This window comes from Kribbella sp. NPDC050459 (assembly GCF_040655315.1).
In the GTDB taxonomy this organism is placed as follows: Bacteria; Actinomycetota; Actinomycetes; order Propionibacteriales; family Kribbellaceae; genus Kribbella.
Window position 1 is genome coordinate 32710 of the sequence record NZ_JBFAJQ010000024.1, and the last position, 19009, is coordinate 51718.

At 69.2% G+C, this 19009-nt stretch carries 16 protein-coding genes; 9 read left to right on the plus strand and 7 right to left on the minus strand.

Translation table 11 applies throughout. The features are described from left to right. Positions 1-336 precede the first annotated feature (336 nt). From secD to ligD, 3 genes are all read left to right on the plus strand, one after another. Entirely contained in the window at positions 337-2637 is a 2301-nt protein-coding gene (secD, locus tag AB0I12_RS42020) for a protein translocase subunit SecD (RefSeq protein ID WP_359941934.1), read from the plus strand. Positions 2638-2700: 63 nt separating this feature from the next. Further along, positions 2701-4698: an ATP-dependent DNA helicase gene (locus AB0I12_RS42025; RefSeq protein WP_359941937.1), complete on the plus strand. Its 1998-nt coding sequence runs from the start codon at positions 2701-2703 to the stop codon at positions 4696-4698. Positions 4699-4716: 18 nt separating this feature from the next. Beyond that, a complete protein-coding gene (ligD, locus tag AB0I12_RS42030) occupies positions 4717-5691 on the plus strand; it encodes a non-homologous end-joining DNA ligase (protein WP_359941940.1) in 975 nt (324 codons plus the stop codon). A gap of 115 nt (positions 5692-5806) precedes the next feature. On the opposite strand, the gene AB0I12_RS42035 is transcribed toward ligD, so the two are convergent. Beyond that, a complete protein-coding gene (locus AB0I12_RS42035; RefSeq protein ID WP_359941943.1) occupies positions 5807-6316 on the minus strand; it encodes a glutathione peroxidase in 510 nt (169 codons plus the stop codon). Between the two features lie 48 nt (positions 6317-6364). Further along, a complete protein-coding gene (lexA, locus tag AB0I12_RS42040; protein WP_355699330.1) occupies positions 6365-7156 on the minus strand; it encodes a transcriptional repressor LexA in 792 nt (263 codons plus the stop codon). 402 nt (positions 7157-7558) lie between these two features. On the opposite strand from lexA, the gene AB0I12_RS42045 reads away from it, so the two are divergent. Then, positions 7559-8140, plus strand: coding sequence for a LysM domain-containing protein (locus tag AB0I12_RS42045; protein ID WP_359941947.1), 582 nt, complete (start codon positions 7559-7561; stop codon positions 8138-8140). Here AB0I12_RS42045 and ubiG read toward each other — a convergent pair whose 3' ends face one another. Both ubiG and AB0I12_RS42055 read right to left on the minus strand, forming a co-directional pair. Continuing rightward, entirely contained in the window at positions 8141-8917 is a 777-nt protein-coding gene (ubiG, locus tag AB0I12_RS42050; protein ID WP_359941950.1) for a bifunctional 2-polyprenyl-6-hydroxyphenol methylase/3-demethylubiquinol 3-O-methyltransferase UbiG, read from the minus strand. Positions 8918-8959: 42 nt separating this feature from the next. Next, positions 8960-9529: a GNAT family N-acetyltransferase gene (locus AB0I12_RS42055; RefSeq protein ID WP_359941953.1), complete on the minus strand. Its 570-nt coding sequence runs from the start codon at positions 9527-9529 to the stop codon at positions 8960-8962. Positions 9530-9604: 75 nt separating this feature from the next. Between AB0I12_RS42055 and AB0I12_RS42060 the strand changes: the two genes are divergently transcribed. Beyond that, positions 9605-10189: a TetR/AcrR family transcriptional regulator gene (locus AB0I12_RS42060; RefSeq protein ID WP_359941956.1), complete on the plus strand. Its 585-nt coding sequence runs from the start codon at positions 9605-9607 to the stop codon at positions 10187-10189. Here the strand turns inward: AB0I12_RS42060 and AB0I12_RS42065 are convergent. Both AB0I12_RS42065 and AB0I12_RS42070 read right to left on the minus strand, forming a co-directional pair. Continuing rightward, positions 10182-11126 (minus strand): nucleoside hydrolase, encoded by a 945-nt coding sequence (locus AB0I12_RS42065; protein WP_359941959.1) that lies wholly within the window; start codon positions 11124-11126, stop codon positions 10182-10184. The two genes, AB0I12_RS42060 and AB0I12_RS42065, sit on opposite strands and share 8 nt — an antisense overlap. Before the next feature lie 23 nt (positions 11127-11149). Continuing rightward, positions 11150-11467: a metal-sensitive transcriptional regulator gene (locus AB0I12_RS42070; protein WP_355699336.1), complete on the minus strand. Its 318-nt coding sequence runs from the start codon at positions 11465-11467 to the stop codon at positions 11150-11152. A 121-nt stretch (positions 11468-11588) separates the two neighbouring features. Between AB0I12_RS42070 and AB0I12_RS42075 the strand changes: the two genes are divergently transcribed. The 4 genes from AB0I12_RS42075 (at position 11589) to AB0I12_RS42090 (ending at position 18576) form a co-directional block, all read left to right on the plus strand. Next, complete coding sequence (locus AB0I12_RS42075) at positions 11589-13019, plus strand: MFS transporter (protein WP_359941962.1); 1431 nt, start codon at positions 11589-11591, stop codon at positions 13017-13019. A 324-nt stretch (positions 13020-13343) separates the two neighbouring features. Beyond that, on the plus strand, positions 13344-13832 hold the full coding sequence (nrdR, locus tag AB0I12_RS42080; RefSeq protein ID WP_167208700.1) for a transcriptional regulator NrdR: 489 nt from the start codon (positions 13344-13346) through the stop codon (positions 13830-13832). Positions 13833-13953: 121 nt separating this feature from the next. After that, positions 13954-16848, plus strand: a complete 2895-nt coding sequence (locus tag AB0I12_RS42085) for a vitamin B12-dependent ribonucleotide reductase (RefSeq protein ID WP_359941967.1) — start codon at positions 13954-13956, stop codon at positions 16846-16848. Between the two features lie 96 nt (positions 16849-16944). Continuing rightward, complete coding sequence (locus AB0I12_RS42090; RefSeq protein WP_359941970.1) at positions 16945-18576, plus strand: LuxR C-terminal-related transcriptional regulator; 1632 nt, start codon at positions 16945-16947, stop codon at positions 18574-18576. Between the two features lie 39 nt (positions 18577-18615). On the opposite strand, the gene AB0I12_RS42095 is transcribed toward AB0I12_RS42090, so the two are convergent. Continuing rightward, the gene (locus tag AB0I12_RS42095) at positions 18616-18999 is read right to left on the minus strand and encodes a hypothetical protein (RefSeq protein ID WP_359941973.1); all 384 of its coding nucleotides are present in this window, start codon (positions 18997-18999) and stop codon (positions 18616-18618) included. Positions 19000-19009 lie beyond the last annotated feature (10 nt).

Below are 19009 nucleotides of genomic sequence, written 5' to 3' on the forward strand. Positions count from 1 at the left end.
GAGTTGCTCGCTCTGGCGCTCGCGTGCGACGAGCCGGCTCTGAATGGTCGCCGCCTTCGACTCCGAGTCGTGGCCTTTGGCTCCCAGGCCCTGAGCCGAGTCGTGGATATCGGTTGGATTTCACCGCCAATCTCCACGACTCGACGACCCCGACTCCAGCACGCGGCGCCAGCCCACAAGCCCGTCGCCAGCCGGAGACCCGCACGCGCGACGCCGTCGCTTGTGCGATTGTGTAGCGGCCGGTTGAATGGCGTCCGTACACTGTGCGTTCCACATCCACGTGGATGCTCTCTGTCACGACACTCGCACCGCGGGTGCCCAGCTCCGGAGGCTTCGGTGAACCGGTCGTCCCTTGTCCGTGCACTTCTCGCGTTCCTGGTCCTCGCGGGGGCGACGTATGTCACGCTGACCGCGAAACCACAGCTCGGTCTCGACCTGCGCGGCGGGACGCAGATCGTCCTGGAGGCGAAGGATTCGCCGACGGTCAAGGCGACCAAGGAGACCACGGACAAGGCCACCCAGGTCCTGCACCGGCGGATCGACGCGCTCGGCGTCAGCGAGCCGAACGTGACCCGCCAGGGCGACAAGCGCATCATCGTCGAGCTACCAGGTGTGCAGGACCCGCGCGAGGCCGCGAAGGTGATCGGCAAGACCGCGCAGCTGACCTTCCACGAGGTTCTCGACCAGGTGGCGGCCAAGCCGGCCAAACCGGCGGCGGGGGAGACGTACCTGCAGCCCGAGAGCGGTCAGGGTTTCCTGCGCCTCGCGAAGCCCGCGATGACCGGCGAGCTGGTGAGCGGCGCCGAGCACCGGCTCGACCCGCAGCAGGTCGCGCAGGGCTGGTTCGTCGAGATGAACTTCAAGGGCGACGGCGGCAAGATCTGGGCGAACATCACCGGCAAGGCCGCCTGCCAGCCGGTCGGTACGCCGCAGCGCCTGATCGCGATCGTGCTCGACAACGAGGTGATCAGCTCGCCGCAGGTCGACCCGAACGGCGGCAACCAGCTCTGCAACACCGGGATCGCCGGCGGCACCACGACGATCTCCGGCTCGTTCACCGAGGAGAGCGCGAAGGATCTCGCCGCGCTGATCTCCGGCGGCGCCCTGCCGGTGCCGGTCGAGGTGATCGACCAGCGCACCGTCGGCCCGTCGCTCGGCCAGGACGCGATCCAGGCCAGCGCGCTCGCCGCGATCATCGGCCTCGCGCTGACGGCGCTGTTCATCATCATCGTCTACCGCCTCGTCGGCCTGATGGCGGTCCTCGGCCTGCTCGGGTACGCCGCGATGTCGTACGCCGCTCTCACCGTGCTCGGCGCCACGCTGACGCTGCCGGGCCTCGCCGGATTCGTCCTGGCGATCGGTATGGCGGTCGACGCGAATGTCCTGGTCTTCGAACGCGCCCGGGAGGACTACATCGCCGGCCGCACGGACGGCCTGCGGAGATCGCTCCGCAGCGGTTTCCAGAACGCGCTGTCCGCGATCGCCGACTCGAACATCACCACCCTGCTGGCTGCCGGTCTGCTGTTCTTCCTGGCCGCCGGCCCGGTCCGCGGCTTCGGCGTGACGCTGTCGATCGGTGTGATCGCGTCGATGCTGTCGGCGCTCGTGGTGACCCGCGTGCTCGCCGAGTTCGTCGTGGCGCGCGGCTTCGTCCTGCGCCACCCGGGCCTGAGCGGGATCGCCGGGCACGGCCGGGTGCGGACCTGGCTGGAGGCCCGCCGGCCGTCGCTGATGAAGCACAGCCGCCGCTGGCTCGTGATCACGGCCGTCGCGATCGTCGTGAGCGTGGCCGGTGTCGCCGTCCGCGGGCTCAACCTCGGCATCGAGTTCACCGGCGGCCGCCTGATCGAGGTCAGTACGGCGCAACGCGTCACGCCGGACCAGGCGCGGGCAGCCGTCGCCGAGGCCGGATACCCGACCGCCGTCGTACAAGCCTCCGGCACCGACGACATCACCGTGCGGACCGGGACGATCAGCGACGACGAGGCCGTGAAGATCAAGGAGTCGCTCGCCAGGATCGGCGGCGACGCCGAGGTGATCCGCAACGAGAGCATCGGCCCGTCGCTCGGTGAAGAGCTGCGGAACAAGGGCCTGATCGCGCTCGGCATCGCCCTGCTCGCCCAGCTGGCGTATCTCGCCGCGCGGTTCCGCTGGACCTTCGGCGCCGGCGCCGTGCTGGCGCTGGTGCAGAACGTCGCAGTCGTGGTCGGTGTGTTCGCCTGGACCGGGAAACCGATCGACGGCATCTTCCTGGCCGCGATCCTGACCATCATCGGCTACACGGTGAACGACTCGGTCGTCGTCTTCGACCGGATCCGTGAGACCCGCAGCGCGCGATCCACCGACGGCCTCGGCACGATCATCGACACCGCGATCGTGAACGTGCTGCCGAGAACCGTCAACACCGGTATCTCGACGCTGTTCATCCTCGCCGCGTTGCTGTTCCTCGGCGGCGACTCACTGGCCGACTTCGCCCTGGCGCTGCTGCTCGGCATCCTCGTCGGCACGTACTCCTCCAACCTGACCGCGGCCCCGCTGCTCCTCGAGCTCGAGCGCCGCTACCCGGCCCCGCCGCCGCGTCCGAAGCGCGCGCAGGTGGATCGGGACGCCCAGCCGGACCGCGGCGCAGTCGTGTAGCACAGCGGGTTATCCACACCCCGGCCGCCGGACCGGAAATCTGTCCGTCCGGCGGGCTAGGGTGTGGCGGTGGGTGTAGATGTGCGGGAACTGCTGGAAGCTGCCGTGTCCGGGATCGCCGGTCAGACCCGGCCGGGGCAGGTGGAGATGGCGCAAGCCGTGGACACCGCGATGCACGACGGGTCGCATCTTCTCGTCCAAGCCGGCACCGGCACCGGCAAGTCCCTTGGGTACTTGGTGCCCGCGCTGCTGCATGCGATCGAGGACCGTCGCGTGGTCGTCTCCACGGCGACCCTGGCCCTGCAGGCGCAGCTCGTCGACCGGGACGTGCCGGCGTTGCTCGACGCGACCGAGAAGCTCCTGCCGCGCCGCCCGAAGTACGCGATCCAGAAGGGGCGGAACAACTACGCCTGCCTGCACCGGATCCGCGAGGGCGCGCCGGACGACGACGGCATGCTCGTCGACGTGCCGCCGGCGGGTGAGGTCGGCCGCCAGGTCGTCGAGCTGCGCGACTGGGCCGAGCAGCAACTGACCGACGGCGGCGCCGGCGACCGCGACCACGCTCCCTCGCACCAGTACCAGGCGTGGCAGCAGGTCTCCATCGCCGCCCGCGAGTGCCTCGGCGCCGAGAAATGCCCGTACGGCGAGGAGTGCTTCGCGGAGAAGGCGAAGGAAGAGGCCCGCAAGGCCGACATCATCATCACGAACCACGCACTGCTGTCGATCGACGCCTTCGAGAACCGGATCGTCCTCCCCGAGCACGACGTCGTGATCGTCGACGAGGCGCACGAGCTGCCCGCGCGCGTCACCGGCGCCGCGGGCGACGAGCTCTCACCGCAGATGGTCGAGCGCGCCGCCAAGCGCGGCCGCCGGTTCGTCGACGACGACAAGGCCGACGACCTGATCGACGCCTCCGACGCGCTCCGCGCCGCGCTCGACGGCACCCGCGAGGGCCGGATCGAGGCGTCCAACGGGCCGGTCCTTGAGGCCGCGGCCCTGGTCCGCGACGCGGCCCGCGCGATGTACTCCGACCTGAACAAGAAGTCCGACGACAAGGACAACGACCCGGACGGGGCCAAGCGGCAGTCCAAGGGTGCGGTGAAGGAGATCTTCGACGTCGCCGAGCGGGTCGCCGCACTGAGCGACGCGGACGTGGTCTGGATGATCGACCGCGACCGCTTCGGCCGCGAGCTCCGGATCGCCCCGCTCACCGTGGCCGGCCTGCTGCGTGAGCTGGTCCTCCGCGACCGTACGGCGGTGCTCACCTCGGCGACCTTGACGCTGGGCGGCGACTTCGACGCGATCGCCCGCCAGGTCGGCCTGCGACCGGCCGACAAGCTCGACGACGACGAGGAGATGCCCGAGCTCGACGAATCGTCCGAGACCGGTCCGTTGCCGTGGCGCGGCCTCGACGTCGGCTCCCCGTTCGAGTACGAGAAGCAGGCGATCCTGTATGTCGCCAAGCACCTGCCGCCGCCGCACCGCGACGGGCTGGGCAAGAAGCAGTTCGAGGAGATCATCGACCTGATCACCGCGGCCGGCGGCCGGACCCTCGGCCTGTTCTCGTCGCGTCGCGCGGCGGAGGCGGCGACCGCCGCGGTGCGCGAGGCGACCGACCTCAAGGTGCTCTGCCAGGGCGACGCCCAGCTCGGCGAGTTGTCGCGCGAGTTCGTCGAGGACCCGGAGACCTCGCTGTTCGGCACGCTGTCGCTGTGGCAGGGGATCGACGTGCCCGGGTCGACCTGCAACCTGGTGATCATCGACCGGATCCCGTTCCCGCGCCCGGACGAGCCGCTGATGGCGGCCCGCCAGCGCGCGGTCGACGAGGCGGGCGGCAACGGGTTCATGGCCGTGGCCGCGACGCACGCCGGGCTGCTGCTCGCGCAGGGCACCGGCCGGCTGATCCGCCGCAGCTCGGACCGCGGCGTGGTCGCGATCCTCGACCCCCGCATCGTCACCCAGCGGTACGGCGCGTTCCTGCGCGCCTCCTTGCCGCCGATGTGGCCGACCGCCGATCGTGAGAAGGTGCTCGGGGCCCTGAAGCGACTGCAGACGACATGAGCCAGTCATGAGCCGGTCATGAGTCCGGTGACCGGTCCGCCGGTGCTGCCGATGATGGCGGCGCTGGGACAGATGCCGTCCGGCGCGGGCTGGTCGTACGAGATGAAGTGGGACGGCATCCGCGTCATCGCCGAGGTCGACGACGGCGTCTGCCGGCTCTGGTCGCGGAACAGCCACGACGTCTCCGGCGGGTACCCGGAGCTCATCGGTCTCGCGGACGCGCCGGGCCTGCGTCTGCCCGCCGTGCTGGACGGAGAGATCGTCACGCTCGACGAGAACGGCGCGCCATCGTTCGGCCTGCTGCAGCGGCGGATGCACGTCCGCGATCCACGCCAGCTCCGGCATCTGATCACCGAGGTGCCGGTCTCGGTGCGGCTGTTCGACCTGCTCCGCTTCGACGGCCAGTGGTTGCTGGACGCAACGTACGACGAGCGCCGCGGGCTGCTCGAGTCGCTGGACATCGGCGACCCGTTCTGGGAGGTCCCGCCGGCGCTGACCGACGGCGACGAGGCGCTGGAACAGTCTGCCGCGCAAGGGCTCGAGGGCGTGGTGGCGAAGCGCCGCAAGTCGCGGTACCTGCCGGGCCGGCGCAGCTCCGACTGGATCAAGATCAAGCCCGTGCAGACCAGGGACGTCGTCTTGTGCGGCTGGCATCCGGGGGAGGGGAACCGGGAAGGAAGAATCGGCTCCTTCTACTGCGGCGCCTACTCCGACGGTGAGCTGGTCCTGATCGGCAAGGTCGGCTCCGGCCTCGACTTCGCCACTCTGGACATGCTGAGCGCCGAGCTGACCGGGCTCGAGATCGCCAAGCCGGCCTTCGACCCGGCCGGCATCCCCACGACGGACCGGCGGCGCGCGCACTGGCTCGACCCGGTGCTGGTCGCCGAGGTCACGTTCTCCGGCTGGGGCGGCGACGGCCGCCTCCGGCATCCGGTATGGCGTGGTCTGCGCCTCGACATCGACCCGGAATCGGTTCTCGTCGGACGCGACTGAATGCATTCAGGTCCGGTGACGACATGCAGTCCCGGGCGGAAATGTTCGAAATGCGGTGAATGTTCTGCGGCGCTGAGACGCTTTCTGTTCAACTGTCGCAGAAAATGCCGGGAATTCAGTCGTTCGTTTCCCGGGACGGGGCCGGGACCGCGAGTGCGGCCTCGATCTTGTCGACCAGCTTCTCCGGCGAGTTTGTCGGCGCGTAGCGCGCGATCACCTGGCCGTCCCGGCCGACCAGGAACTTGGTGAAGTTCCACTTGATCCGGCCGCCGAGCAGGCCGCCCTGCTCGCGCTTCAGCCAGTTGTACAACGGGATCGTGCGGGACCCGTTGACGTCGATCTTGGCGAACATCGGGAACGTGACGTGGTAGATCGTCGAGCAGAAGTTCGCGATCTCGTTCTCGTCGCCGGGCTCCTGGTGGCCGAACTGGTCGCAGGGGAAACCGAGCACCGCGAAGCCCTGCCGGCGGTAGGTCCGGTAGAGCTTCTGCAGACCCGTGTACTGCGGGGTCTGGGCGCATTGCGACGCCGTGTTCACCACCAGAAGCACCTGATCGCGGAAATCGGCAAGAGACTGTTCATTGCCTTCGATCCGGCGCGCGCTGAAGTCATAGACAGTCGTCATGACTCAATGCTGACACGACACGCCCGACTTCGCTCGCCGTCCGATATGTCAGACTCGGCGCAGAACTGTTACGACCTTTCCGAGAATGATCGCGTCCTTGCCGTCGATCGGCTCGAAAGCAGGGTTGTGTGGTAGCAGCAGGATCTCGGTCTTGGTCTTCTTGAACGTCTTCACGGTTGCCTCGCCGTCGATCATCGCGGCGACGATGTCGCCGTTCTCCGCGGTCGGCTGCTGACGGACCACGACCCAGTCGCCGTCGCAGATCGCGGCCTCGATCATCGACTCACCCTTGACCCGCAGCATGAACAGCGTGCCCTCGCCGACCATTGCCTTGGGCAACGGGAAGACCTCTTCGATCTCCTGCTCGGCGAGGATCGGGCCACCGGCGGCGATCCGGCCGACGACCGGCACGTACGCCGCGTCCGGGTGCGCGTCACCGGCGCCGGTCTCGTCGTACGCCGTCTGGCGTACCGGGCCGAGCGCCGACTTGCGGGCCGCGGCGTCGACCTCGCCCGGGTAGCGGACCTCGATCGCGCGCGGCCGGTTCGGGTCGCGGCGGAGCAGGCCCTTCTGCTCGAGGACCCGGAGCTGGTGCGACACCGAGGAGGAGCTGGTCAGGCCGACCCGCTCGCCGATCTCGCGCATCGACGGCGGGTAGCCGCGGCTGTCCACCGAATCGCGGATGACGTCCAGCACGCGGCGCTGGCGCGGGGTCAGCCCGGTCGCGTCGGCCGGCCCGTCGGGCAGCTCGGCGACCGTGCGGTCCGCCTTGCCCGCCGACTTGTCGGCCGCCTTGTCCACGGTCTCGTCCTTGCTGGAACCGCTCGGCGTCCTGGCCATCGCTGATTGCTCCTCGGGTCGGGCCGGCGATCGTCCACCGGCCGAAGCTTGCTCGACTGAGATGACCGTAGACCGAATCCTGAGATTCTTCAAACATCTGTTCGAAGGCGTGTCGGTTCGCATGTTTGTTCGGGTGTCAGGTTATAAGGCGTGCGCGGGGTGTTGCCGCGGCAGGGAATTTCCTGGGCGTGTCCCGGTTGGAGGTGGTTGCGCGACGGGTGGCTGTCGGTTAATCATTCGTACAGGCGTTCGATCGAACAGGTGTTCGGGTCGGTCGGATGAGGCGGTCTCCAGAACAGACCGGGGCGGTGGGGTGGGGACCGCAACGAAACTGTCGGAGGCAGCCGATAGACAGGAACCAGCACCGCAGAACGCGCACCGACCGAGGTCTTGGAGGATCCGATGAGCACAGCAGCTGTCGCCGCCGACGTGCCGGCCCCGCGCCGCTCACAGCAGGCGTCGCCACGGCCCCTGCGCGTGGTCCCGCCCCCGGTCTCCCACCCCACCACCCCGACCGGGCGGCGTTTGGCTGAGCCGGTCGCGCGCTCCGCGTCGCCTGCGGCGGTGCCGTCGCCGGTGGTCGCGCCGCGCCGCCGCCCGCGGATCGAGGGTGCATCTACCGACCGGCTCCCGGTGCGCGGCTGCTCGGGGGAGTCGCTCGGGCGAGAGATCCACCCCCAGCAGCCGCTGCGCCTCACCCGCCGCGGCCGGATGCTGCTGACGGCCGTGTCGGTCCTCGTCTTCGGCGCCGCGATCCTGGTCCTCGGCCTCCGCGTCGCAGGCGTCCTGGAGCCCGGGCCGCACTTCACCCACACCGTGCCGGTGCAGGTCGCGCCCGGTCAGACCCTCTGGTCCATCGCCGAGGACACCAACCCGAGCGTCGACCCCGTGACGGTCGTGGAAAAGATCGCCGACCTCAACAAGCTCGCCACGCCGGCCGACATCCTTCCCGGCCAGACCCTGCAGATCCCGGTCGTCGGCTGATCACCGCGCCTTGACGGCGTAGCCCATGTAGGACACGCGAGTGCTCGCTACCTGCCCGACGTCCAGCGCCCGGCTGAACTCGCCGATGCTGATCCCGCCCCGCCGCACCTGGACGAAGTTCCGCAGTACGCCGAGCTTGCGAGCCCGCACCCCGAGCCCGGCGATCTCACCCAGCCGCAGCCCGTGCCGGCGCAGACCCTCGGCGAGTTCGGGCGGCTTGATGAACATCGCCCAGGCGTGCCAGGTGACATCGGAGGCCCTGGTCAGCCGCCAGTCCTGCATCACCTTGATCACCAGGATCTTCGACGCGAACGTGCGATTGATCGTGTCGAACAGGTAGACCCCGCCCGGCTTCAACACCCGAGCGGTCTCCGCGAGCACCTGGTCCAGATCCGCGACATGCTCGAGCACGTCACAGCAATACGCGAGATCGACACTCTCGTCGGCCAGCGGCAGATGTTCGCCGGCCGCGACGACGTACCGCACGTCCAGGCCGGAAGTGCTCGCGTGACCGACGGCGGTACGGACCGAAACCTCCGACGGGTCGACGCCGATCACCCGGCACCCGAGCCGGGAGAACTCCTCGGCCAGGAAACCGCCGCCGCTTCCGATGTCGACGACACACCGCCCGGCGGGATCGGTCCCGGTCCGTGCGAGTACGTCGCGGAAGTACGCGAAACGCCCCGGCGTGAAGCTGCCCTGCAGCAGGTTGAGCGGATTCTCCTCGTCCCACCAGCCGTCGCCGATCCGGTCGTACACCTGGTTGTCGATCCGCATCGCAGCCCCCTGCCGAAACTCTCCGGCAGCGTCGGCGTCCGATCAACGGGTCGGGCCACGCCATTCGTCCTCGAGCAGCGCGTACACGTACTCGTTCGCCCATTCGCCCTTGAACCACGCGGCATCCAGGTGATGTGCCTCCCGGCGCATCCCGAGTCGTTCGAGCAACCGCGCCGACGCGGTGTTCCGGTCGTCGAGGATCGCCACGACCCGGTGCAGCCCGAGCTCGTCGAAGCCGACCCGCAGCATCTCCCGCGCAGCCTCCGCCGCGAGCCCCTTGCCCTGGTAGTCCGAATGCAGCGCGAAGCCGATCTCGCCCTGGCGGTCGGCTGCGCTGGCCCACTTCAGCAGCACCTCGCCGATCACGGTCCCGGTCTCGCGCAGCTCGATCGCCAGCACCAGCCACTGCCCGTCCTCGGTCAACTCACCCTGCGGCAGCTTCCGCTCGAGCGCGGCCCGGGTCTCCTCCCGGTTCCGCACCGGCCACGGCGTGTACCGCACCACCTCCGGGCGGGAGTGGAACGCGAAGAGGTCGTCCAGGTCGTCCATCCGGTGCGGCCGCAGCTCCAGCCGCTCGGTCAGCAACGGGTACGCGGGTCGGAATCCAGTCACGGCACCATCCTCGGCTACTCTGTCTAACAACGTTAGACAGTACCTCCGACCCTCGACCCCGGACAACGAGATTCCGTGACCAGACGCGATCCTTCGTCCCACGCCGCGGCCGGCATCTCCGTCGCCGCGATCGCCGATGCCGCCCTGGCCGTCATCCGCACCGACGGCGTGGACGGCGTCACGATGCGCGCGGTCGCGGAGCGTCTACGCGTCCGTGCCCCGTCGCTGTACCACCACGTCCACAACAAGTCCGAGCTGCTCGACCTGGTCGCCCGGAACGCCTTCGACCAGTTCACCGCGGACACCACGGCGTACGAGGAGCTCACGACCGTCGACGAGTGGATCGAGCTCACCCGGTCCGGCTCGCTCGAGTTGCGCGCCTTCTATGCCGACCATCCAGGGCTCGCCGGGCTGATCCAGTCCAAGGCGGCACCGGACCGAGACCGGGGCGCCGGCTCCCGGGCCGCGTTGATCCGCGCCCAGATCGAGGCGCTCGTGCGCATCGGCGTACCGGAGTCCGACGTGCGTCACCTCTTCGAAGTCACCGCCAGATGGAGCCTCGCCGCCGTCGTGTCCGATCCGCCCGACGACTTGTTCGCCGCCGGCCTCGACCTGTTCCTGTACGGCGTACGCGCCCGGTTGCTCGAGCTGCTCAGCTGACGGTCGCCAGCCACAGCTCGGCGTACCGCTTGCCGTCCACCGCCGTCGCGACCCGGATCGGCGTCGCCGGCCCGTGCGGGTCGTTCGCGACATCGGCCGCGTGCCGCGTGTCGACGATCGTCCGGCCGCGCGACCAGCCGCCGGACAACTCGATCCGCACCGGGTACTCCCGGGTCGTCAGGCCGGACGGGTCGATCACCGCGCACACCGCGCCGCCGTCGCCGATGCTCCCGCCGTCGGACCCGAACCGCTCGCTGCGCTTCTCGATCAGCTTCCCGGCCAGCTCCGCCGAGGGGGATCCGCTCAGCGCGCGGGCCTGGTCCAGTGTCACGACGACGTCGTAGAAGACGTCCAGGCCGTACATGGTGAGCGGGATGCCGAGGTCGCGGGACGCGGCCAGCACGATCGCGGCCGCCTCCGGGTCGGTCCAGATGTTGAACTCCGCCGACGCCGTCGCATTCCCGATCCCGGCGGCTCCGCCCATGAAGACGATCTCGCGCAGCCCGCGCGCCGCCTCCGGGTACGTCCGCAGCAACAGCGCGATGTTCGTCAACGGCGCCAGCGGGATCAGCGTGATCAGCTCGCCGGTCGCGGCGGCGTCGCGCAGTACGTCACGCAGCAGCTCGACCGCATGCCGGGGGTCGGTCGGGCGCGTCGACCGCGGCCAGTCCAGGTCCCCGAGCCCGTCCTCACCGTGCACGTGCCGCGCCGCCCGCACCGGCTGGATCAGCGGTACGGCGGCGCCGCGAGCCACCGGTACGTCGGGACGGCCCGCGGCGTCGAGCACCGTGAGGGTGTTGCGCACGACATCGTCGATGCCGACGTTCCCGCCGGCGCATGTCACTGCCTTCAGGTCGAGCCCGGGATGCCGCGCCGCCAGCAGCAGCGCACACGCATCGTCCAGTCCTGTGTCGACGTCGAGAATCACCGGCTTCATGCGCACATCCTCGGGCATGCCGCTCAGGAGCGCACCAAGCGTGCGATCGCGGCGGACGCCTCCTTGATCTTCTGGTCGGCCTCCGGACCGCCGGCCGCGGCGGCGTCGACCACGCAGTGCGCGAGGTGGTCGTCGAGCAGGCCGAGTGCGACCGATTCGAGTGCCTTCGTCATCGCCGAGATCTGGGTGAGGATGTCGATGCAGTACTTCTCGTCCTCGACCATCCGCTGCAGCCCGCGGGCCTGGCCCTCGATGCGCTTCAGTCGCGCGAGGTACGCCTTCTTGTCGCCGATGTAACCGTGTTGCGCATGCTCGCCGGCCGGTTCGGTCACGCTCACCACATCCTCCCTGGGTCCCGCTGAACCCTATCGCCCACGGGATCACTCTTGCGCTTTCGGTAGATACCCCCCTATGGTATCCGAGCAATCCAAGCTATACCCCATACCCGTAGGGAGTTTAGATATGAGTGAGACGACGTCGTCGCGGCGGTGGTGGGCGCTTGCCGTCATCGCCGCGGCGCAGTTCATGGTGATCATGGACACCTCGATCGTCGGCGTCGCGCTGCCGAAGATGCAGTCCGACCTCGGCTTCGGACCGGGCAACCTGTCGTGGGTCTTCAATGCGTACGTCGTGGCGTTCGGCGGGCTGCTGCTGCTCGGCGGCCGGTTGTCGGACCTGCTCGGCGCCCGTCGCGTCTTCGCGGCCGGCTGGGGCGTCCTGCTCGTGGGGTCGCTCGTCGCGGGGCTCGCGACCGGTGTCGGTGCCGAACTCGCGGGCCGGGCGGTGCAAGGCATCGGCGCCGCGCTGATCGCCCCGTCGGCGCTGACGCTGCTGATGATGCTGTTCGGCGCGAACCCGCGTGAGCTGACCAAGGCGATCGCGTTGTACGGCGCTGCGGCGCCGGCCGGCGGTACGGCGGGCGTGTTCCTCGGCGGCGTGATCACCGAGTACCTGTCGTGGCCGTGGGTGTTCTACCTGAACGTCCCGATCGCGCTGGCGGCCCTGCTCGCCACGCCGGCCTTGATGCCGCGGGCCGCCGCCCGACCCGGATCTGTCGACGTCTTCGGCGCGCTGACCGTGACCGGTGGACTCGCCGCGGGCGTGTACGCGATCGTCCGCGCCCCGCAGGTCGGTTGGGCGTCGGCGTCGACGCTGCTGGTCGGCGCGCTGGCCGTCGTACTGCTCGGCGTGTTCGTCTTCGTGCAGGCCAAGCGGCGGGAGCCGTTGATGCGGCTCGGGATCTTCGCGACGCCGAACCTGGCCGCGGCCAACGTCGCGCAGTTCCTGCTCGGCGCGGCCTGGGTCCCGATGTGGTTCTTCCTGAATCTCTACCTGCAGCAGGTCCTCGGGCTGAGTGCGTTCCCGAGCGGGGCGGCGCTGTTGCCGATGACCACGTTCATCATGCTCGGGATGATCGTCGTCGCGCCGAAGCTGATCGCCAAGGTCGGCCCGAAGAACACCCTCGTCGGCGGTATGACGGTCCTCACCGCCGGACTGGTGATCTTGTCGCTGCTGCGTCCGACCGGCTCGTTCTGGCTCGACGTACTGCCGGGATCGCTCGTCGCCGCGGCCGGCATGTCGCTGGCGTTCATCCCGAGCCTCGGCATCGCCCTGTCGTCGGCGCGACCCGAGGAGGGCGGACTCGCGTCCGGCATCGTGAACACCAGCTACCAGATCGGTTCCGCACTGGGGCTGGCCGCGATGACCGCGGTGGCTGCTGCGAACGGCGCCGACCTGCTGGACGACGCGGCGGCGCTGACCGACGGGTACTCGGCGGCGCTCATCGGCGCCGCGGTGATCGCGGCCGTGGGCGCCGTGCTGGCCGGTGTGACACTGCGGACACGGAAGGCTCCGGCCGAGCCCGGAGCGGAGACCGTTGCGACCGGCCGATGAGCTGTGGACAACTCCCCGGGGCGGCTTCGGCCGGCTCCGGGGAGTGGTCTGTGCGGGCCGTAGTTTGCGCCTCGAAAGGGTCGTCGCGGCGACGCCACGCGGGAGTACACGGGGCCGCTTCGGTGTTGAAATCTGTGACACGCCCGGGCAATCCGGGCGTGCTTGCAAACTGTCGGAGCAGCGATCTAGGATCCCTATATGTAGTGGTTACACGGGTGTAATTTTCCACAGGTAGTGGTTGGTTGCACACAGGTTCTACACAAGTTGTCCCCGGGCCGATCCACAACCCACCCCCTCCGGGGTGGTCACGGGAGGAGTGTTCGCGTGCACTGTCCGTATTGCCGGCACGCCGACTCCCGGGTGGTCGACAGCCGGGTGGCCGAGGACGGCGGAGCGATCCGCCGCCGGCGGCAGTGCCCGGTCTGCGAGAAGCGGTTCACCACCGTCGAGCAGATGCAGCTCACGGTCGTGAAGCGCTCCGGCGCGACCGAGCCGTTCAGCCGCGAGAAGGTCATCAACGGGGTCGGAAAGGCGTGCAAGGGCCGGCCGGTGAACGCCGACCAGTTGGCGCGCCTGGGTCAGAAGGTCGAGGACGCGCTGAAGGGCGGCGGCTCGCCGGAGGTGCCCGCGCACGAGGTCGGACTGGCGATCCTCGGGCCGCTGCGGGAGCTCGACGAGGTCGCGTACCTACGGTTCGCGAGCGTGTACCGGCAGTTCGAGTCGGCTGACGACTTCGAGACCGAGATCGCGCTGCTGCGGGCCGAGAAGGAGCCGCAGGGCACCGAGCCGGGCCAGTTGAAGCCGACCCAATAGCCGACCCAGTAGACGTAAACCGGGGGAACGAGAAGTAGTTCCACAAGTAGTGGCGTCGCGCAGTACTCCAACGGGGCGGTCCCGACAGACCGCGGTAGTAGACACAGGGCGAGGAGCAACCATGACAGAGACGGTGACCGGCCACTCGGGGTCGACCAAGAGGTCGGCGGCCGGGTTCCGGGGGCGCAAGAACGCGCCCGCGGGACTCACCATCGAGCGAGTCTTCAGCACCGAAGGCGTGCACCCGTACGACGAGGTGACGTGGGAGCGTCGCGACGTCGTGCAGCAGAACTGGAAGACGGGTGAGACGGTCTTCGAGCAGCGCGGGGTGGAGTTCCCCGACTTCTGGAGCGTGAACGCCTCCACTATCGTCACCACGAAGTACTTCCGCGGCGCACTCGGCCACGACAACCGGGAGTGGAGCCTCAAGCAGCTGCTCGACCGGGTCGTGAAGACCTACCGCAAGGCCGGCGAGGAGCACGGCTACTTCACGTCGCCGCAGGACGCCGAGGTCTTCGAGCAGGAGATCACCTGGCTGCTGCTGCACCAGTACTTCAGCTTCAACTCGCCGGTCTGGTTCAACGTCGGGACGTCCTCGCCGCAGCAGGTGTCGGCCTGCTTCATCCTCGCCGTGGACGACTCGATGGAGTCGATCCTGAACTGGTACAAGGAAGAGGGCCTGATCTTCAAGGGCGGCTCGGGCGCCGGTCTGAACCTGTCCCGGATCCGCTCCTCGAAGGAACTGCTCCAGTCCTCCGGCGGCACGGCGTCCGGCCCGGTCAGCTTCATGCGCGGCGCGGATGCGTCGGCCGGCACCATCAAGAGCGGCGGCGCCACCCGGCGCGCGGCGAAGATGGTCGTGCTCGACGTCGACCACCCCGACATCGAGGAGTTCGTCGACACCAAGATGCGCGAGGAGGAGAAGATCCGGGTCCTGCGGGACGCGGGCTTCGACATGGACCTCGGCGGTCGCGACATCACCTCCGTGCAGTACCAGAACGCGAACAACTCGGTCCGGGTCTCGGACGAGTTCATGCGTGCGGTCGAGGAGAAGGGCGAGTTCGGGCTGCGCGCGCGGCTGGACAACTCGGTGATCGAGACCGTCGACGCGCGGGAGCTGTTCGACAAGATCTCCCAGGCCGCGTGGGCCTGCGCCGACCCCGGCCTGCAGTACGACGACACGATCAACGACTGGCACACCACGCCGGAGACGGGCCGGATCACCGCGTCCAACCCGTGCTCGGAGTACATGCACCTGGACAACTCGTCCTGCAACCTCGCCTCGCTGAACCTGATGAAGTTCCTCCGCGACGACGACCTGTTCGACTCGGAGAAGTTCGTCCAGGCCGTCGAGCTGATCATCACCGCGATGGACATCTCGATCTGCTTCGCGGACTTCCCGACCGAGGCGATCGGCGTCACCACCCGCGCGTACCGGCAGCTCGGCATCGGCTACGCGAACCTCGGTGCGTTGCTGATGGCAACGGGTCACGCGTACGACTCCGACGGCGGCCGCGCGCTGGCCGGCGCGATCACCTCGCTGATGACCGGTACGTCGTACAAGCGGTCCGCCGAGCTGGCCGGCATCGTCGGCGCCTACGAGGGCTTCGAGCGGAACAAGGACGCCCACACCCGGGTGATGCGCAAGCACGCTGCGGCCAACGACGCGATCCGGACCGTGCACGAGATCGACAAGGACGTCCAGAAGCACGCCACCGCGGCGTGGGAGGGCGTGCTGAAGATCGGCACCAAGAACGGCTGGCGGAACGCGCAGGCCTCGGTGCTCGCGCCGACCGGCACCATCGGCTTCATGATGGACTGCGACACGACCGGGATCGAGCCGGACTTCTCGCTGGTCAAGTTCAAGAAGCTGGTCGGCGGCGGTTCGATGCAGATCGTCAACACGACGGTCCCGCGGGCGCTGCGTCAGTACGGCTACACCGAGGAGACGATCGAGGCGATCGTCGAGTTCATCTCGGAGCACGGCCACGTCGTGGACGCGCCGGGCCTGAAGCCGGAGCACTACGAGATCTTCGACACCGCGATGGGTGAGCGGGCCATCAAGCCGATGGGCCACGTGCGGATGATGGCGGCGGCGCAGCCGTTCCTGTCCGGCGCGATCTCGAAGACGGTGAACCTGCCGGAGACCGCGACGGTCGAGGAGATCGCCGACGTCTACTTCCAGGGCTGGAAGCTCGGCCTGAAGGCGCTCGCGGTGTACCGCGACAACTGCAAGGTCGGTCAGCCGCTCGCGGACGCGAAGGCGAAGAAGGCTTCGGAGGCCGTTGCCGCCGAAGCTGCCGTCGCGGAGAAGATCGTCGAGAAGGTCATCGAGTACCGGCCGACCCGCAAGCGCCTGCCGAAGTCGCGGCCGTCGCGGACCACGTCGTTCACCGTCGGGGGCGCCGAGGGCTACATGACCGCCGGCTCGTACCCGGACGACGGTCTCGGCGAGGTCTTCCTGAAGATGGGCAAGCAGGGCTCGACGCTCGCCGGTGTGATGGACGCCTTCTCGATCGCGATCTCGATCGCGCTGCAGCACGGCGTGCCGCTGGAGACCTACGTCCAGAAGTTCACCAACCTGAAGTTCGAGCCGGCCGGTCTGACCGACGACCCGGACGTCCGGATGGCGCAGTCGATCATGGACTACATCTTCCGCCGCCTGGCGCTGGACTACCTGCCGTTCGACGAGCGGGCCGCCCTGGGCATCTACTCGGCGGAGGAGCGGTCCCGGCAGCTCGACACCGGTTCGTACGAGCCGGTTCCGGTCGAGGTGTCCGAGGCCGAGTCGCTGAAGACGGTCGAGCCGGCCGCCGAGATCGAGAAGCCCGCTGCGGTGGAGGCCGCCTCCGCGAAGCCGGTGAAGGGCGAGGCGCACACCACCGCCGAGATGCTGGAACTCATCACCGGCACCTCCGTGGACGCCCCGCTCTGCTTCACCTGCGGCACGAAGATGCGCCCGAGCGGCTCCTGCTACGTCTGCGAGGGCTGCGGCAGCACCTCCGGCTGCAGCTGATCCACCGGCCGGTCCAGCCGGCACCAGCTGAAAGCGCCACGGCCCCCGGGAACTTCCCACTTCCCCCGGGGGCCGCAGCGCGTCTACCGTCGAGCTGTGGAGGGGATCGACGGTCTCCTCGCAGCCGGGGAGAACGCCCTCGGCGCCGGGGACTGGGTCGCGGCTCGGGCCGCGTTCGGCGAGTCGGTCACCATCTCGGCAACGGCCCGGGGTCTGGCCGGACTGGGGGACGCCCACTGGTGGCTCGGCGACGTCGGCGCTGCGTTCGCCTGCTGGGAACTGGCCTACGGGTACTACCGTCGTACCGATCCCGCGCAGGCCGTGTTCACGGCGATCGGCCTGAGCCTGCTGTACGACGCCAACTTCGGTGACCGTGCCGCAGCGCGGGGCTGGGCCGCGCGGGCGGTCCGGGTTTCGTCGCAGGTCGGCAATCCGGTCGTGGCTGCGTGGGCGTCGCTCGCGCGGGCAGGCTGTACGGACGACGCATCGCAGGCCGCCGCGGCGTCCGAGGCGGCGTACGAGGTCGGGGTCGAGGCGGGGGATCACGATCTCGAGTTGTGCGCCTTGAGTTTGTGGGGTTCGGCGCTGATCAACCGGGGACACGTGCTCGAGGGCACGGAGTTGCTGGACGAGGCGCTGGCGGGTGCGCTCGGCGGTGAAGGCACCCGGCTCGACACAGTCGTCTTCACGAGTTGTCTCCTGATGCGCTCCTGCGTCCGCGGCGCCGATTTCCTGCGCGTCGTGCAGTGGACCCGATCGCTCGACGGCTTCATCGAGCGGTACGGCTGTCCGTACCTGCACGCGACGTGCCGGGCGTCGTACGGCGCTGTTCTCGCCTGCACCGGTGATTGGCCGCGGGCCGAGACGGAGCTGTCCGCGGCTGCGGAGCTCGCGCGGGACGCGTTGCCGGCCGTGCAGGCCGAGGCGGCCGTGTTTCTCGCCGATCTTCGCTTGGCGCAGGGGCGACTGGCCGAGGCACGGCGGCTTCTCATCGGGTTCGAGGACCGCACCGTCGTACAGCCTGTGCTTGCTGCCGTTCAGCTGGCCGGCGGCCAACCGGCGGTGGCGATCTCGCTGATCCGACACCAGCTCGATCGGGCCACGCCGTTGGAGGAGGCTCGGCTGCGGGAGGTGCTCGGCCGGGCCTGTCTGGCAACCGGTGACGCGGCCGGTGCCGCTGCGGAGGCTGCTCGGCTGACTGCGCTCGGCTCCAAGACCGACAGCGGTCTGATCGCTGCCCGTGGCGCCCGCCTGTGTGGCGTGACCTTGATCGCGGACGGTCGGCATCATGACGCAGTGCCACGGCTTTCGGCGGCGCAGACCTGGTTCGGCTTGCTGGAGATGCCGCTCGAGGTCGCGCGCACCCGGATGCTGCTGGCCGACGCCATGGCTCCCGATGAGCCGGCTGCTGCGGTCGCGGAGGCCCGGATGGCTCTGGCGGTGTTCGAGGACCTTGGCGCTGCGGTAGATGCCGATGAGGCCGCGGCCTGGCTCCGCTCGGCCGGCGCGGGTGCGGCCCGCCGTGGACCTCGTGGTGTCGCGCTGCTGACGAAGCGCGAGTACGACGTACTGGCCGTACTCGCGGAGGGCCTGCCGAATCCGGAGATCGCTGCCCGGCTGTACATCAGCCGCCGGACCGTCGAGCATCACGTGGCGAGCATCCTGTCCAAGCTCGGCGTACAAGACCGGACCGAGGCCGCCGCCTGCCTGACGAGGGCGACCGAATAGGCCGTGCCGGCAATGTGTACTGGTCGTTGGGAAGCGCGGTCAGCCGGAGACGTAGCTGACCGCGACGACGCTCGAGCTGCTGCCCTGATCGACCTTCTTGCCATTGACAACCAGTACGACGCTGATGCCGTCGGCCCCCTTGGTCTTGCGGAGATTGACGGTATACGCCCCCTTCGAGGACTTGACCTGGAAGGTCGCGGAACCACAGCCCTGCTTCGTGGTGGTACCGATTCTGCCCGCCCAGCAGGTCCTGTTCGACGTCGTGATCTTGACCGTGGCGCCGGACTGCGCCGTCGGTTTCGGCTTTCCCTTGCTGCTGGTCGACCTGCCGCCGGGCGTCGTGGTGTCGAGCGGCTCGCAGGCGGTCAAGCCGAGCGTTACCAGGGCAGCGACCGTAGGGACGACCCATCGACGGACAGACATGGCGCGACCT